The following is a 15485-nucleotide window of genomic DNA, read 5'->3' on the forward strand; positions in this document are numbered from 1 at the left end:
TGTCAAGCAAATGAGCTCATATTTTATTCCTAAGGCTAGATGGGTTTCCGACCTCAAATTTCGCTTAGTGTTAACGACTAAGTATTGTCACAAAGTTCTCGCAGATACAATGCCGATCGGACTTGAACTAAAAATAATTTACATAAACTCTGTCCCTCCCCAAGCGACAGATACTGTGGATGCGTAGCAGCTATTGGTTTTCTACTTTTAGTTGAATTGATTTTCTCTCTCCTCTACCAGTTCTTCCACTGCTGTTTTGATAAAATTATTAACTAACCAGTCGCGGGTGCGTGAGAAATCACTGTCCAATTCTAGGTACTGATTGCCTAATTTGGTCTTGAATTCTTTGGGGAAAATCTCTTTGGCCACTAACATTTTTTTCCAGTCAGTTAGCTGGCTGGCATTACGTTCTGGAAAACGGTGGTAGAGATAGTCAAAGGCGATCGCCTCTAAAATTTCTGCACCCAGGATTCGCAGCCGTTTAAGAGCTATTTGTGGCGAAATTTTTGTCCCTTCAATTAGATCGCTTTTTTGACTCATCTTCTCAGCAACTGCTTTGGCGATGAAATTCTGAATCAGCCAGTCGCCCGCACGCAAAAAATCGCGATCGCACTCCAAGTAAATCGCCCCAAACACCGCCTCAAAAGTTTCGCCTAGAAATCTCTTGTACTCACTTTTTTCTGTTTCTTTACCCTGAGCACTATGCAAGCTAAGTTCCTGCAAATTCAAACTGATCGCAAATTCCGATAGTTTGTTCTTGTCTAGTAACCGAGATTTTAAATTTGAGATACAATCTCGATCGAGCTGAGGATATTCGCGGTATAGGTAATCGGTAACAACCGCACTCAAAATCGCGCTTCCTAGGAGAGCCAGCCTTTTGTACTTGACATCTTGGTCCACTGACGAGTCAAAAGATGTGCCTCGAAAATCCTTGGTATCGCCACGGTGAGTCAAGGCTATTTCCAGTAATTGTGTTTTCTGAAAGTTAGAAAAGCCGATCGCTATTTTGATAGCCTCCACATCTATACTGGTAATCGTGTCTACTTCTAAATCTTCTGCTTCCGCTTTTCCCCATTCTTCCAACCAATCTCCACCAGCATCATCCACATACAAATCTACAAAATTTATCCCGTTTTTCATCCAGTCATCCTGCATTTTCCGGGAGGATTCCAGTTTTTCCAACACTTTTTGTAAACTTTTTTCAACAGTCGTTGTGCCTTGTGCTGTCATGGTGTTATTTTTGATCGAATTTTAAGGTTGCTATACTATCGGGCTAGGGAAATATCTAGGGCTTTACAAGCGTCCATTCATCGCAAATATCTGAGTTATCCTCTGCTAGGACGCTATTTTGTTGTCCAGGACGCAACAACCGGGTTTCTTAAACTCATTGCATCATTTGATATTCAGTAGCAGAACGAGAAACCTGGTTTTTTCCCGTTTAATTCGTAATTCCTGTGTGCCTAATCGCTGTTTCCAGCGCCTAGTTCCTAGGTTTTACTTAAAGTCATCTTATTTTGTTTTGTCTAAATTTGATTTTTCGAGCCCGGAAAGGCAGAGAATGCTGAGGAATAGCCGACAGAGAAATATTCACATTTTTTCACAACTTTTTTTTAACAACATTTACGTGGCTCCCTTCTGGATTCTAGGAAAATTTTAGGTAGGTGCCAGCCTGTAAATTATCGCTGTTGTATAATGCCATATTAACTAATCGAACTACCGAATTTTCAATACTTGGATTGTAACTTAAAAATAATCCTCTGTCAATCCCCCATTCCTGAAGAGTTTTTTGCCAATTATCATACTTTTCTTGCGAAAATTCATCAGAAATACTGGTGATTTGTATACATAAAGGCTGATGTTCCCGGCTGCTGACTATGGAATCCGTGGCCATAGAAAGATCGGCTATATAACGCTGTATAAAAGAAGTATCTTCTCGCTGCTGAATGTGAGTTATTATCGATTGGAGTATCTGCTCGTCAGCCGGATAAAACTCTCCCGCCATTAATTTTTTCTTCCAAATATAAAATTTGCGATCGGTTTCACTCAGCCATTTAGGAAAGAGATAGCTATACCAATATCTTTCCGCAGAACTCATTAACTCAAAGGCAGCTTGTTGTGCTGCTTCCGAAGGTAGAGATTTGACAGCCAACCAAACTTCGGAATCACTGACAAGCTGTAGCAGAAAAGCCATCACAAATTTTTTGGCAGTTAGCGAACCGGGTTTGACATCTTTTACCCAGCGATAAATTTCATCCAATCTTCTCGCCAAACTCGGATCTATTGGATATGCTTCGCTAATTAGGGATTTGAGTTGATCCTTAATCTCTTGTGCTTGCAAGTGATGACCTACTGTTAAACGGGAGCATAATTGTTGACAAGTCGATTTTATTATAGAACCGCCACGTTGAACAGATGAGACTTCTTGCCCAATTCAGAATCGGTTTTGTAGCGCAGATCAACGCCAACCGACGCCGATAGATGCAGGTGGATAATTGGTTACTACTGCGGACAAACTTAATAAAGTTTTACAATACTCCCTGTGGCAAGATGTCTACTGTTAATTTTTTGGTACTTCCGAACTCAAACAACTTGCCAATAATAATGTTAAATCATCATCGGTGCGTTCGGAAACGCGGGGCGATCGCAAAAAAGACTCCAACTGCTGTTGTGCATCAGACTCATCTTGAACTTGAGCAGAAAATCGAAACAGCGGTGTAAAAAATGGACTGTGTGGTGCGCCTTCCGGGATTTTCAGGGCTAGCATTTGCAAGCCGTCGGAAAACACGGCTAAATGCGCCATTTTTTCCCGTCGCAGATGAAATTGTGCAGTTTCTATGGCATTGGGGGAAATCAAAAAAATGGTTTCATTGATATATTCACCACAGGGAGGTACTGTCAGGGCGATCGCACTTCCTTGATTATCACCCGCCACCGCCGCACCATCACCGATTTGAGCAACGGCGATTAATTCTGGTGTAGCCACCACCGCAATTAAAGTACAAGCTAAATCTCTAGCCCCCACTCCCCGCGTCGCGGCTTCTGTTTCCACAGCCGCCCGTGCGACTTGAAGTGCGGATGTGAGGAATACTTGCCATTGGCTGTCATCTTCAGGCAGCATTTCTGATTGCCGACAAATTGTTTCGACAACTGCTTCCACAGCAATTTTAGCACCTACTTCTGCCAGTGTTGCCGAACCCGCACCATCGGCAACGGAGGCCGCCAAAACACCATTGGGTAACAGCCGCCAGCAGTGGGCATCTTGACAAGGTTGCGATCGCTTGGAGTGACTCGTCCCCATCACCGATGCCGCTACCACTTGCCACTTTGTCATTTGTTCTGTCATTTGTCAGTTATTCAGATGTTAGTAGTTAATTGTTAGTAGTTAATTGTTAGTAGTTAATTGTTAGTAGTTAATTGTCACCTGCTACTCATAACAAATAACCAATAACAAATAACCAATAACAAATAACCAATGACTAAACGGTTCCCCACCCCGGAGGTGGTAAGGCTACTTGTTCATCAATTTTTGAGTGAGAGACTCGCTGCATACTAGCTGAAAGCCAAATAAACATCTCCCTAAAATCCAATCCTTTTAATTTTACAGGAGTCCGTTCCACAATTTCGGCGAGACGGGCAATATTAGCACCTTCGACTCCTACCGCAAAAAAAGCAACGCGCTTGTTAGTTTCTTCCTCTTTAATCCGCCGTGAAGCGATGTCTACAATATCGTCCGATTCGCCTTGGGGTTCTCCATCAGTAATCATAAATACCCACGGCCGATAATAGGTGATTCCGTTGTTGCGATATTCAGATTTGCGGGCGGCGATTAAATCCAGTGCTTGTTGAATACCTGCACCCATGTGAGTTTGTCCTTGGGCTTTCAGCAGTGGCGTCTCGAATTGGTCTGCCGTCACGAAATCCTGCACAACTTTGATATGATTGTCAAAGGAAATAATCGCGACTTCCACTCGCTTTTTTGCCAATTCATCTTTAATCAGATCGTCCCTAAAAGTTTGCAGCCCTTCATTCAAGGCATCTATAGGAGCACCTTGCATTGAACCGGAGGTGTCCAACAGGAGGACGCAGGGACAACGCGGCTCAGGGTTTTCGGCAAATTCTACGGCTTCGTCTAGTCTCATGGTTCGCGATTGACCTTGGAGTGGCTGGATTTTTTGGTTTGCTACTTTCTAGCCTAGCAAGTTAGCAACCTATGGAACTGAAATTGCTATGGCGATCGCATTTTACCATTAGTGGGAAATATGAGTGTCAAATATCAAAAAAGCCCTCATCCGAGTTCATCGGCGCTCAAAAAAAGTAAATCATATCAAATCCGGTAACATCGGAATTATTCATCTCTCTTATCTCCCTCTGTGTTCTCTGCGTTCTAGTAAGGTTAAATCATTCCGATGCAGCCGGAAACGATATCATATCAATTCCGGTGGTAGCGTCAGGTAATTGTTAACCCAAAGGCTGCGTTTATCCTGCCCTTCCACCCTTGGACTCCCCGGTTTCGCCAGGGGAGGCCAAGGGCACTGCGCTACTGACTGGTAAGCGGGGGAATGGTTCATGGTTCATGGGGAATTGGAATTAACACCAATAACCAATAACCAATAACCAATTACGAATCACCAATCACCAATCACCAATCACCAATAACTAATCACCAATAACTAATATGAAAAATGTTTCCGAACCCAAAAAAATTAGTGCTTGGGATTTCAAACCTTGGTGGTGTCAGCCTTGGTCGATTCTTTTAACAGGAATTAGCCTGATTAGTGGCAGTTGGCTTTTATTGAAAACTGTTTGGATTACAGTTATAGTGGCGATACCATTATTAGCGTGGATGGGCTTTTTCTTGTTAGTTTGGCCGAGACTCATGCTGTCAAGTGGTATCCTGGAAAAATACCAGGAATCAGCACAAAATGAATAGGAAATCTCTGGATAAAAATTTGGTACACAGAAGATAAATCCTCTTCAATGTGAGCAGGAGCTTAACTTAGAAAATCAGCAATTCTTCTGACAGCTTCTGCCAAAATTGCTGGTGATTCAACTAAGGCAAATCGCACATAGCCTTCTCCAGATTTGCCAAAGCCGGCACCGGGGGAAGCTGCAACTCCTGTGCTTTCTACTAACTCAGTGCAAAATTTCACGGAATCTAAAGCCCAAGGTTCTGGGAGTTTCGCCCAAACGTACATGGTGGCGGGGGGTAATGGCACTTCCCAGCCAATGTCTTGCAAAGCAGTGACGAAGGTATCCCGCCGTTGTCGGAAGGTTTCTACACTGGTTTTAACGGTGTCCTGGGGGCCTGTTAATGCAGCGATCGCTCCATTCAAAATTCCTTGGTATTGATTGAAATCTACGGTGGCTTTTACCTGTCGCAGTGCTTCAATGATTTGGGGATTGCCGATCGCGTATCCGACTCGAAAACCACCCATATTGTACGACTTGGAGAGTGTAAAAAACTCGATCGACACGCTTTTATCTGGATCTGCCTGAAAAATAGACGGTGCCATCACTTTTCGATGCTCCTCGTTACCAGGAATATCCTGGTAAGCCCGCTGCTTTGGATCTGCCTCTATGCTAGAATTGCGATCGTCAAAAACCAAATCGACATAGGGGAAATCGTGCACCAAAACCAGCCCGTTTTCCAGACAAAAAGCGACGGCTTTCTCAAAAAAGGCTAAAGGTGCGATCGCAGTTGTCGGATTATGAGGATAACTCAAAACCATCATCTTCGACTGAGCTAAAACTGGTTTGGGAATATCATCAAATACTGGCAAAAACTGATTTTCTGCTAACAACGGCATCGGATAAATTTGCCCGCCAGCCAAATAAACACCCCCAGCGTGGGAGGGATAACCCGGATCGAGCAACAAAGCAAAATCTCCGGGGTTGAGTATAGCTAAAGGCAAATGCGCCGTGCCTTCTTGGGAACCAATTAAAGGCAGCACTTCTGTTTCTGGATTGACAGAAATTCCGAATTTTTGTTGATACCAAGTCGCCGCTGCTTCCCGAAAAGATTTCGTCCCGTTAAACAGCAAATAGCCGTGGGTGCTGGAGTCAGACAGAGAAAGTGCGATCGCCTCTGTAATGTGAGCAGCAGTCGGCAAATCGGAAGAACCTAGAGACAAATCAATCACATTTTTACCGGCGATTCTCGCTAGAGATTTCGCCCAATCCATATCGGCAAATACATTAAATTGTAGAGGTTGTAAGCGATCGGCGAATTTCATATTTTTATCAATTAATTTGGTAATTTTAGTTCCGGTAGATGCAAGTTTACTATATTGTTTGTTTCCAAAATCAATGGTTTGTGAAACCAGCCTCTACAACAAATTTTCCAACCGCCTAATGCGATCGCGAAAATTTCTTAAACTCGCGCTTCTGCCTAGACTTGTACTTTGAGCTACAAACTCGGCTATCATTTCAACAATTGGTAATCCTGGAAAAATTGGGCTACTTGGGAATGCAACATATCTCCCATCTTGCAGTACATTAATTTGCAATTGATTATTTTCATACCGCCACAGTTCAGGAACTTGTAAAGCTTGATAAGCATCCAATTGCGTTTTGGAAGTGACATCGATTTCAATTGCCAAATCAGGAGGAGGATCTACTGTTAAATCCACCCGCCGTTTCCCTCTCATTTGCTGATGGTTTTCAATATAGAAACACTGATCTGGTTCCACACCGCTTTTTTGGGTTTCTCGTTTAAAAGTCGTGGAACCAAAGCACTCGCAATCTATTTCTAATTCTTCTAGCAATATTTTCACCATATCACCAATTAGTTCTTTATCTACCTCATGTTCTGGTAAAGGCATCCGAATCTCCAATGTTCCTTGGCTATAAGCTAAGCGCGCGGATCGAGCTTCGCCCATTTCTACTAAAATTGCTTCAAATTCTGACCAACTAATATCGTGTAGCAGCACTCGCTGTCCTAGGGGAATATCGAGCTGTCTGAGCTGAAGTGTTACCATAAGATTTTACAAGTGCGATCGCGCCGTGGCTAGAGGTTTGTATAAGTTTTTCTAAACTTACAAAAATATTGTAATCTAAAAGGCTTTAAACAACCCATAAAATGTTTTTTAGCTCCTAGACAACTTGTGTTAAATCGGATATTTACTGAGTTCATCAACGAGTATATTGCCTTGGGTAGAGCGGGTTTTACCAATAATAATTGCCTAAAACAGACCATCTCATAAACCCGCACCCATCCAAGGACAAATATCTCAACCTTCAAAACTTTCTAAATTAGCCTCTAACAAACTTGTCAATTTTTGTTTACTAATAGCTCCCTCGTGAGACATCACTAATTCAGAGTTTTTAAACAGCATGATAGCAGGGACTCCTTCTACTTTATACTGTTTGACAGTAGCTGGATTGGGGTCAATTTCCATTTTAACCACTTTCAGCCGATCGCTGTAATTTTCTGCGATCCAGTCTATCGAAGGCGATACCAGTTTGCAAGGGCCACACCAAGCAGCCCAAAAGTAGGCAAGCACTGGCTGCTCTGCTTTCAGGACTTCCGTTTCAAACTTTTCGTCGCTAATGACAATTACACTGTTGCTCATGGTTAAAGAATTATTTTGCCTATTTATTGCTACAGCATTGGATCGGTGAAATTTACACAAACTTACTTTCACAGATTCCCATGACTATTACCAATTTTAAAACATCCTGTCCATTATAGAACCCAAACTGAGGACTGGAGACCGATGACTAATTCTGTTTGGCGTTTAATTCCGCTGCTGGAAGCTTCTGGTACGGTGCAGATGGCGATCGACCAATGGCTCCTGGAACAGCATCTGGCGGGCAAAATTCCGCCAACTCTACGATTTTATACTTGGGCACCAGCGACAATTTCTTTGGGCTATCACCAACGCCGATGGCCAGACTTTTGGGAGCAGCTATCTTGGCGCGGAATGTCTGTAGACTTAGTACGCAGACCAAGTGGCGGGCGGGCTGTGCTGCACCAGGGAGATTTAACTTATGCGGTGGTGGTGTCGGGATTGGCGGGGAGTCGTCTCCAAGCTTATCAGGATATCTGCCAGTTTTTGATTGAAGGTTGGAAGGCGATGGGTGTGGATTTGCACTACGGGGAAGCCGGACGAAATTACATTCACAATCCTAATTGTTTTGGAACTGCGACGGGTGCAGATTTAGTTACACCTGATGGCTATAAGTTAATTGGTAGCGCCCAATTACGCAGGGGCGATGCTATTTTGCAACACGGTTCTATGCGTTTACAGCCGGATTTGGATTTGTTTTATCAAGTTTTTGGAGAAGAATTAATTACCATGAAATTACCTCTAGCTCAAGAGGGAAATGATTTGATGGAAACTGTTATTGAAGCTTTGAAAGTGGCTGCTTGTCGTTGTTTTGAAATATATTTGGAAGTGCAACCACTTTCTGAACGGGAATGGTTGGAAATTAGATCGATTCCGGTTGCACTGTTATAGCAATATAGCAATCACCAAGAGGGAGCATCCAGATTTTGCATAGGCGAAGCATGACCGCAGACAATTTATTAGCGATAAGCAGAGATTTACAGCGGTCATGCTTCGCCCCTACGAATATATTTGCAAAACACAGATGCACCCGTGGACAATAAACTATGGCTGTGGCTCTATTGGAGCGCTAGGCTCTGGAGCGATTTGCACGATCGGCTCTGTGGCAATTTCGCCCAATTTTACTGAATCTAACAAGCTGGCCCAATCCGCAGTTAGTTTTGCATCCTTGGGATTAGCAAGCCGAGCGGCTGCTAAAGTGCTCAGGGCATCTTGCCAAATCCCATTCTGAGCATAAATAAAGGTTTTTTCCCGCACATCAGCTTTCTCTAACTTACTGCGGATATCTGCACTGAGTTCAACCCGACGCAAAATACCTTGTTCGGATACATCAGCAGATCTGTCTTGAGGGTCGCAAATCAATGTCACAAACCAACGGTAATTTTTGCCTACTTGCAAGGGCGACATATTGCCATTGGCGGGAATACTCACACCTGTTACCCCTGATGAATTGTTGATTTTTAGGGTAGTTTGATAAATCTGTTTCTCGTTTTCATCTTGCAGCACAAACTCGGCTTGTGTTGCATCTGTTTGAGGTAAGTAGAAAAAGAATACAGGATATTCTGAGACAGTTCGTGCGATTTTATTTTCTGGTACTAGGGCAGTGACGTCTCTCTTACCCTTGACACATGAAGCTGCTGCGCTCGTTCCTCTTCGTGCATCGCCGGATACCGCATCGTCAGTAGGTTGAACGAACCGCAGTCCTTCTGGTTCAGTTCTTTCGTTCCATAGAGTGGGCGGAGCCAAGCGCACTCCTCCCGGTTTAGGTAATGGTTTGTCATTTATATTTGGAGCCACGCGCGGCCCTCCCGGTTCAGTCCCTGGTTTCCCTCTAGTGGGGGGAGACACCTGCCCCACCACTGCGAATTGAGAAACATCAAGTGTGGCTATCAATAGCATGGAGCTAACGGATGTGAGATTGAGAAGAAACTTAGTAAATCTTTTCATTTGATTCATGAGACGGTAAACCCCGATCAAGCCAATTTTGATTCATTTGTGGTAAACGCGAACCGATGGCTAGGGCGCAAGAGACAGCGAGGCTAGCATCTTTAGCAATTTCTTTGGGAGTTGTGCGGAGAATAGGTACACCAAATACTGCCAGCATTCCATCTCCAGTAAATTTATTAATCACGCCTTGATGTGCTTGGACTTCTTGAGCCATGGCGGATAAATACTCATTTAACCAACTCATTACCACTTCTGGTGGTAGTTTTTCGGAGATTGTACTAGAACCCTGTAAGTCTGTGAGGATGATAGTAGCAATAACTTTTTGGCCTGGTAATAAACCAGATTCGAGTAAATGGACTCGCTCTTTCCACAGATCCCCTACGAATATATTTGCAAAACGCAGATGCACCCGTGGATATATAGTCAAAGAAACCGGGTTTTTAGCCGAATCTGGATACAGAACGAACTATTTTCGTAAAAAACCAGGTTTCTGGGCCACTGCGTCCACGATGCAATAAACTATGGCCGTGGCTCCATTGGAGGGCTAGGCTGTGGAGCGCTAGGCTGTGGCTCCATTGGAGCGCTAGGCTCTGGAGCGCTCGGCTGTGGCTCCATTGGAGCGCTAGGCTCTGGAGCGATTTGCACGATCGGCTCTGTGGCAATTTCGCCCAATTTTACTGAATCTAACAAGCTGGCCCAATCCGCAGTTAGTTTTGCATCCTTGGGATTAGCAAGCCGAGCGGCTGCTAAAGTGCTCAGGGCATCTTGCCAAATCCCATTCTGAGCATAAATAAAGGTTTTTTCCCGCACATCAGCTTTCTCTAACTTACTGCGGATATCTGCACTGAGTTCAACTCGACGCAAAATACCTGTTTCGGATATATCAGCAGATCTGTCTTGAGCGTCGCAAATCAATGCCACAAACCAACGGTAATTTTTGCCTACTTGCAAGGGCGACATATTGCCATTGGCGGGAATACTCACACCTGTTACCCCTGATGAATTGTTGATTTTTAGGGTAGTTTGATAAATCTGTTTCCCGTTTTCATCTTGCAGGACAAACTCGGCTTGTGGTGCATCTGTTTGAGGTAAATAGAAAAAGAATACAGGATATTCTGAGACAGTACGTGCGCTTTTATTTTCTGGTACTAAGGCAGTGAGGTCTATCTTACCCTTGACACATGAACCTGCTGTGCGGGTTACTCTTAGTTTATCGCCGGAAAACAAAACCTCGTCAGTAGGTTGAACGAACCGCGGTCCTCCCGGTTCAGTCCCTGGTTTCCCTGGAGTGGGCGGAGCCAAGCGTGGCCCTCCCGGCTCAGTCCCTGGTTTCCCATTTATCTTTGGAGATACCTGCCCCATCACTGCGAATTGGGAAACATCAAGTGTGGCTATCAATAGCATGGAGCTAACGGATGTGAGATTGAAAAAAAACTTAGTAAATCTTTTCATTTGATTCATGATTTTTTAGGGATAGATGCTGTCCTTTTATTTGTTCTTTGTTCCCAAAACTCGGTATACATTAACTTTTTGTTCCCTACCTTTCAAAGGTAATGGTCCCCAAGATTCTACTTCAAATTTATCTGCCAGATGCAGCAAGGTTTCTTCTGCAATCAATATTCGGCAAGTGTCTTCTTGTCGATCCTTTTCACAACTTTCCAGCCGAGAGGCAATATTTACGCTGTCGCCGATCACTCCATATTCTAAACGGGTTGTACCTCCCAAACTACCGACCATCACTGGCCCTGTAAAGATGCCTACTCGCATTTTTGCCGACGGTAAACCCCGATCGAGCCAATTTTGATTCATTTGTGGTAAACGAGAACCGATGGCTAGGGCGCAAGAGACAGCGAGGCTAGCATCTTTGGCAATTTCTTCGGGAGTTGTGCGGGGAATCGGTACACCAAATACTGCCAGCATTCCATCTCCGGTAAATTTATTAATCACACCTTGATGTGCTTGGACTTCTTGGGCCATGGCGGATAAATACTCATTTAACCAACTCATTACCACTTCTGGTGGTAGTTTTTCCGAGATTGTACTAAAACCCTGTAAGTCTGTGAGGATGATAGTAGCAATAACTTTTTGGCCTGGTAATAAACCAGATTCGAGTAAATGGACGCGCTCTTTCCACAGAGCATTGGCGATCGCAGGTGAAGTTTGTTGTCCTAATAATTTCATGACAATCCCTTGCTGTTGCTTCGACTGCTCGTACTTATAGGTGACTATGACTCCTGCGGTGATTAAAAGTGCCAGACTAGGCGTCACTAGAGGTATCCATCCCTGTTGCATAAATAGCCAAAATGTGAATCCGAATAACGAGCCACAAGCTGCGATCGCGCTTCCCATCAAACTCAGGGAATTTTCCAGCCGCCAAGCTAAACAGGCACCAACAGCCCCCCAACCCACAATCCAGCATATTTCTTGCCATTCATCCCAATACCAAAATAGCCCTTTACCGTCTAAAACTGCACTGAGTATTTGGCTAGTCGCCGTGGCATGAATTAATACCCCTGGCATCCGGCGATTTCCACTAGCAGTAGCGCTGTAAGGAGTGTAAAAGATATCTTTTACGGTTAAGGCTGTCACGCCGATGAGGACTATTTTACCTGTCACTAATTTGGGGTCAACTTTTCCTGCCAATACCTCAGTTAGTGTCACGGTATTTGCTATGTTTTCAGCAGAGCGATAATTGAGTATGACTTGATAGCCTTGGGCATCAATGTTATGATAACCTCCTGAGTCCGAACGCAACTGCGAAAATACTATTTTACCAACCTGAATTTCATTTTTTTCGGTGAGTTTACCCTCAATTTGTTTACTCTTAAAATAAGCAAAAGCTAGCTGCATTGACAATGAATTTAGTGTCTTTTCACCATCCCCAGCAAACATCAAATTACGACGCACTCTACCATCTGGATCGATAACTAAATCATTAAAGCCTACCCGATTTTCTGGTATGTTAGGAGGTGGTGGCGCTCGATCGTACTTGGAGTTACCTATGAAGGTAATGGGGATTAATTTCGGGTTTTTCAGTTGAGTTGCTAATTCGGCATTTCCGGGTTCGTAGGGAGTATTGCGAATTATATCTATCCCAATAGCTGTCGGTTCAAAACGCGCTATTTCAGCAATCGCTTTGGCTAAAGTGCGGTCGGTAATTGGCCATTTGCCAATATTATTAATGTCTTGTTCGGTGATTGTTACTACCAGCAACCGGGAGTCAACACCTGCATCAGGACGTAATTGAACCATGAGGTCGAAAGCATTTAATTCCCATGCCTGTAACCAACCTAATTGCCTGACTGCCCCTAGGCTTGCTGTAACGGCTATGCAGGTAATAATCAGAGGTTTGAAGTCAGCGAAGGAGCAGGAATTAGTTAACTTTTTCCAACTCCAATCTCTCTGCTTCAACTGATGATGAAATTGCTGCAAAATTTGGGGCATAATATTTTTTTCAACTCTCCTTGAAAAATTGCACCACATCTTGATTTTTCATAAATGCCCCTGATTAATGCCCAATTTTTAGTTGTCCTGTGCGGTTTTGGCGATCGCACTTAATTGCAATCCCTGGGGATAGCTATTTTCGGCTTTGCAGCGCTTGATTTCGGCTTCGGAAATGCTGGGTTTGAGGTGTTTTGCCAAAACTTTCATCACGTCACCGCGATCGATCGTCCCCACCACTGAACCGATGGGCGAGAGGACGATGATTCGGGCCAGTTGACGGAATTCCATAGTGCTAATTACTTCGGCTAGGGATGCCTTTTCGGAGACTGTGGGGTTTTTTTCCAGGGGTTTCAAAATGTTGTGCAGAGTCTGAATTTGCCACTGAGTGCGTTCTGTGAAGCGGATATCGTCGATCGACACTAAACCTAAATCCCGTCCATTGGCTGCTGCAACGTAAAATGGCAATGGATTTACTTCTAACAAATATCGATCGGCAAATTCTCGCAAGGTTGAATTTGCATCAACTACTCGAAATTCATGACTCATAACCTCAGCCGCTTTAGTTTTTACCAAGGCTTCTTGCAAGGAAACAAAACGGCTGTAAGCCTTCGCATTACGGATGGCAAACCCGCCGATTAGTGCAATCCACAAGCCGCCGTACTCCCGTGCTAGGAAGCATAAAGTTAGCCCAAAAGCCACGGCTAACCAACCTAAAATTTGTCCAATTTTTGCCGCCCAGCGAACACCAGTAAATCGAGAACCAGTGATTTGCCAAATTGCTGCTTTTAAAACCTGTCCTCCGTCTAGTGGCAAACCCGGAATTAAGTTAAATAATCCCAAAACTAGATTGATTTCTGCTACCCTTTCTGTGACTATTGCTAACAAATTTGTTTGTGGCAGAACTTGAGAGCCTAAACCGAGGATTAAAAACAGTCCGAAGCTGACGAGAGGGCCGGCGATGGCTACTTGAAAAGCTTGAGCGGGAGTTTTTGATTCTGAGTCGATGGAGGCAACTCCACCAAATAAGAATAGGGTAATAGAATTAACTTTAATACCTTGGGACATGGCCGCCAAGCTGTGTCCCAATTCGTGCAGCAGTACGGAACCAAACAGCATCAAAGCTACCGCTAATCCGGCACTCCATGCCAAGGCTGGCCCCCACACACTGTAACTGCTAGCATAGGCGCGGGTTGCTAGGGCTAAGATGATAAACCACGAGTAATCTAAAAACAGCGGGATGCCAAATAAGGAGCCGACTCGCCAACCTGTCTGCATGAAGTTTTCCTGGGAAAGGAGAATAAGGAAGAGTTTCTATTATTATATCCTCCGTTCTCCTTTCCCTTATTTTTAGAGCACCCCGGCGTTTCCTAAGCCCAATATTACTCCAGCCCCGAGTAAGTGGCCGAGGCTGGTTGTTGCTAACAATTCTGGTATGCCAAAGCCTTTGAACATTCCCGGCATGACAAGGGGTAAAGCTGGGCCTTTGCCTCGGTTTTGTTTGTTTATGCCGTAGTAGCCGATCGCGATCGCCAGTAAGTTGCACAAGATCATTGTCAGTGCTACCATTGGGGACCACTCCGGTGTTGAGGGAATGGTCGATTGTGCTACTAACAGCAAAGATGAGTAAATCACGTTATTATGCTCCCGGTCTCACAGATAAATTCAGCTATCAAATTATAAAAAGTGTTTTGGCTTAAACTAAGATTTGTTTTAATAGTTAACAATTGATTGATATTTTGATACAAATTGGCAAGGGAGAAGGGCTGATGCGGGTGAAAATTTGCGGAATCACGAAAGTAGAGCAGGGTATGACGATCGCCGGTTTGGGAGCCCAGGCTTTGGGGTTTATTTGCGTTCCCGCTTCCCCCCGCTATGTCAACCCCGAAACTATTCGTCTAATTGTTGAGCACTTGCCCGCAACAGTCGATCGCATCGGTGTATTTGCCAATAGCACAATTGAAAATATCTGTCAAGTAGTTGTTAAATCTAATTTAACAGGGGTGCAGTTACACGGAGATGAAACAGCGGAATATGGCGATCGACTGCGGGAATTGTTACCGAAAATTGAAATTATCAAAGCCCTGAGAGTTAAGACTCCTGAAACTTTAGACATGGCGAATATGTATGCTATTCATGTGGATACTTTACTGCTGGATGCTTACCATCCCGACCAACTAGGCGGTACTGGCAAAACCCTCGACTGGAAAATGTTAGCAGAGTTTCGACCAAGTTGTCCTTGGTTGCTGGCTGGGGGTTTGAGGCCGGATAATGTATTAAATGCGATCGGCAGTTTTGCCGGTAATAATTTTAGCGGTATTGACCTTTCTAGCGGCGTAGAAATCGCCCCCGGAGATAAAGATTTGACAAAAGTTGCCGATTTGTTCGATCGACTAAAAAAAATTAATAAGTAACGCTATTAATGACTAAGAAGAAGGAAGAAGGAAGAAGGAAGAAGGAAGAAGGAAGAAGGAAGAAGGAAGAAGGAAGAAGGAAGAAGGAAGAAGGAAGAAGGCAGAAGGAAGAAGG

The 15485-nt window shown here is 44.1% G+C and carries 16 protein-coding genes and 1 pseudogene; 4 read left to right on the top strand and 13 right to left on the bottom strand.

Going from position 1 to position 15485, the window contains the following annotated elements; genetic code table 11:
• Positions 1 to 187, top strand: a pseudogene (locus ACBR23_RS26995) (hypothetical protein); the annotation flags it as partial.
• A 20-nt stretch (positions 188 to 207) separates the two neighbouring features.
• On the opposite strand, the gene ACBR23_RS27000 reads toward ACBR23_RS26995, so the two are convergent.
• The 4 genes from ACBR23_RS27000 to ACBR23_RS27015 form a co-directional block, all read right to left on the bottom strand.
• Positions 208 to 1230 (bottom strand): ribonuclease III domain-containing protein, encoded by a 1023-nt coding sequence (locus ACBR23_RS27000; protein ID WP_371120757.1) that lies wholly within the window; start codon positions 1228 to 1230, stop codon positions 208 to 210.
• Between the two features lie 412 nt (positions 1231 to 1642).
• Positions 1643 to 2338 carry a hypothetical protein gene (locus tag ACBR23_RS27005; RefSeq protein ID WP_341738683.1) on the bottom strand — a complete coding sequence of 232 codons (696 nt, stop codon included), beginning with the start codon at positions 2336 to 2338 and terminating at the stop codon, positions 1643 to 1645.
• Between the two features lie 219 nt (positions 2339 to 2557).
• Positions 2558 to 3343: a PP2C family serine/threonine-protein phosphatase gene (locus tag ACBR23_RS27010; RefSeq protein ID WP_371116100.1), complete on the bottom strand. Its 786-nt coding sequence runs from the start codon at positions 3341 to 3343 to the stop codon at positions 2558 to 2560.
• A gap of 133 nt (positions 3344 to 3476) precedes the next feature.
• On the bottom strand, positions 3477 to 4139 hold the full coding sequence (locus tag ACBR23_RS27015) for a VWA domain-containing protein (RefSeq protein WP_340524346.1): 663 nt from the start codon (positions 4137 to 4139) through the stop codon (positions 3477 to 3479).
• A gap of 536 nt (positions 4140 to 4675) precedes the next feature.
• Here ACBR23_RS27015 and ACBR23_RS27020 point away from each other — a divergent pair.
• Entirely contained in the window at positions 4676 to 4930 is a 255-nt protein-coding gene (locus ACBR23_RS27020; RefSeq protein WP_371120758.1) for a DUF6737 family protein, read from the top strand.
• Positions 4931 to 4991: 61 nt separating this feature from the next.
• On the opposite strand, the gene ACBR23_RS27025 is transcribed toward ACBR23_RS27020, so the two are convergent.
• The 3 genes from ACBR23_RS27025 to trxA all read right to left on the bottom strand — a co-directional run bounded on the left by ACBR23_RS27025 (position 4992) and on the right by trxA (position 7571).
• A complete protein-coding gene (locus tag ACBR23_RS27025) occupies positions 4992 to 6233 on the bottom strand; it encodes an LL-diaminopimelate aminotransferase (RefSeq protein ID WP_371120759.1) in 1242 nt (413 codons plus the stop codon).
• A gap of 93 nt (positions 6234 to 6326) precedes the next feature.
• On the bottom strand, positions 6327 to 6977 hold the full coding sequence (locus ACBR23_RS27030; protein WP_371120760.1) for a Uma2 family endonuclease: 651 nt from the start codon (positions 6975 to 6977) through the stop codon (positions 6327 to 6329).
• A gap of 252 nt (positions 6978 to 7229) precedes the next feature.
• Complete coding sequence (gene trxA, locus ACBR23_RS27035; RefSeq protein ID WP_371120761.1) at positions 7230 to 7571, bottom strand: thioredoxin; 342 nt, start codon at positions 7569 to 7571, stop codon at positions 7230 to 7232.
• A gap of 144 nt (positions 7572 to 7715) precedes the next feature.
• Here trxA and ACBR23_RS27040 point away from each other — a divergent pair, with 144 nt between their 5' ends.
• Positions 7716 to 8459, top strand: coding sequence for a lipoate--protein ligase family protein (locus ACBR23_RS27040; protein ID WP_371116096.1), 744 nt, complete (start codon positions 7716 to 7718; stop codon positions 8457 to 8459).
• A gap of 153 nt (positions 8460 to 8612) precedes the next feature.
• Here the strand turns inward: ACBR23_RS27040 and ACBR23_RS27045 are convergent, their stop codons facing one another.
• From ACBR23_RS27045 to psaK, 6 genes are all read right to left on the bottom strand, one after another.
• On the bottom strand, positions 8613 to 9524 hold the full coding sequence (locus ACBR23_RS27045) for a DUF928 domain-containing protein (RefSeq protein WP_371121045.1): 912 nt from the start codon (positions 9522 to 9524) through the stop codon (positions 8613 to 8615).
• On the bottom strand, positions 9499 to 9942 hold the full coding sequence (locus ACBR23_RS27050; protein WP_371116094.1) for an adenylate/guanylate cyclase domain-containing protein: 444 nt from the start codon (positions 9940 to 9942) through the stop codon (positions 9499 to 9501). Before ACBR23_RS27050 ends, ACBR23_RS27045 begins: the two co-directional genes overlap by 26 nt.
• Positions 9943 to 10034: 92 nt before the next feature.
• Positions 10035 to 10976 carry a DUF928 domain-containing protein gene (locus ACBR23_RS27055; RefSeq protein ID WP_371120762.1) on the bottom strand — a complete coding sequence of 314 codons (942 nt, stop codon included), beginning with the start codon at positions 10974 to 10976 and terminating at the stop codon, positions 10035 to 10037.
• Between the two features lie 27 nt (positions 10977 to 11003).
• Positions 11004 to 12959, bottom strand: coding sequence for a CHASE2 domain-containing protein (locus ACBR23_RS27060; protein WP_371116092.1), 1956 nt, complete (start codon positions 12957 to 12959; stop codon positions 11004 to 11006).
• A 78-nt stretch (positions 12960 to 13037) separates the two neighbouring features.
• Entirely contained in the window at positions 13038 to 14234 is a 1197-nt protein-coding gene (locus ACBR23_RS27065) for a site-2 protease family protein (RefSeq protein ID WP_371116091.1), read from the bottom strand.
• A 72-nt stretch (positions 14235 to 14306) separates the two neighbouring features.
• Positions 14307 to 14591: a photosystem I reaction center subunit PsaK gene (gene psaK, locus ACBR23_RS27070; protein WP_340524359.1), complete on the bottom strand. Its 285-nt coding sequence runs from the start codon at positions 14589 to 14591 to the stop codon at positions 14307 to 14309.
• A gap of 134 nt (positions 14592 to 14725) precedes the next feature.
• Here psaK and ACBR23_RS27075 point away from each other — a divergent pair, with 134 nt between their 5' ends.
• On the top strand, positions 14726 to 15370 hold the full coding sequence (locus tag ACBR23_RS27075; RefSeq protein WP_371116113.1) for a phosphoribosylanthranilate isomerase: 645 nt from the start codon (positions 14726 to 14728) through the stop codon (positions 15368 to 15370).
• Positions 15371 to 15485: the final 115 nt, after the last annotated feature.

The sequence above is a fragment of the Microcoleus sp. genome (assembly GCF_041354475.1).
GTDB lineage: Bacteria > Cyanobacteriota > Cyanobacteriia > Cyanobacteriales > Microcoleaceae > Microcoleus.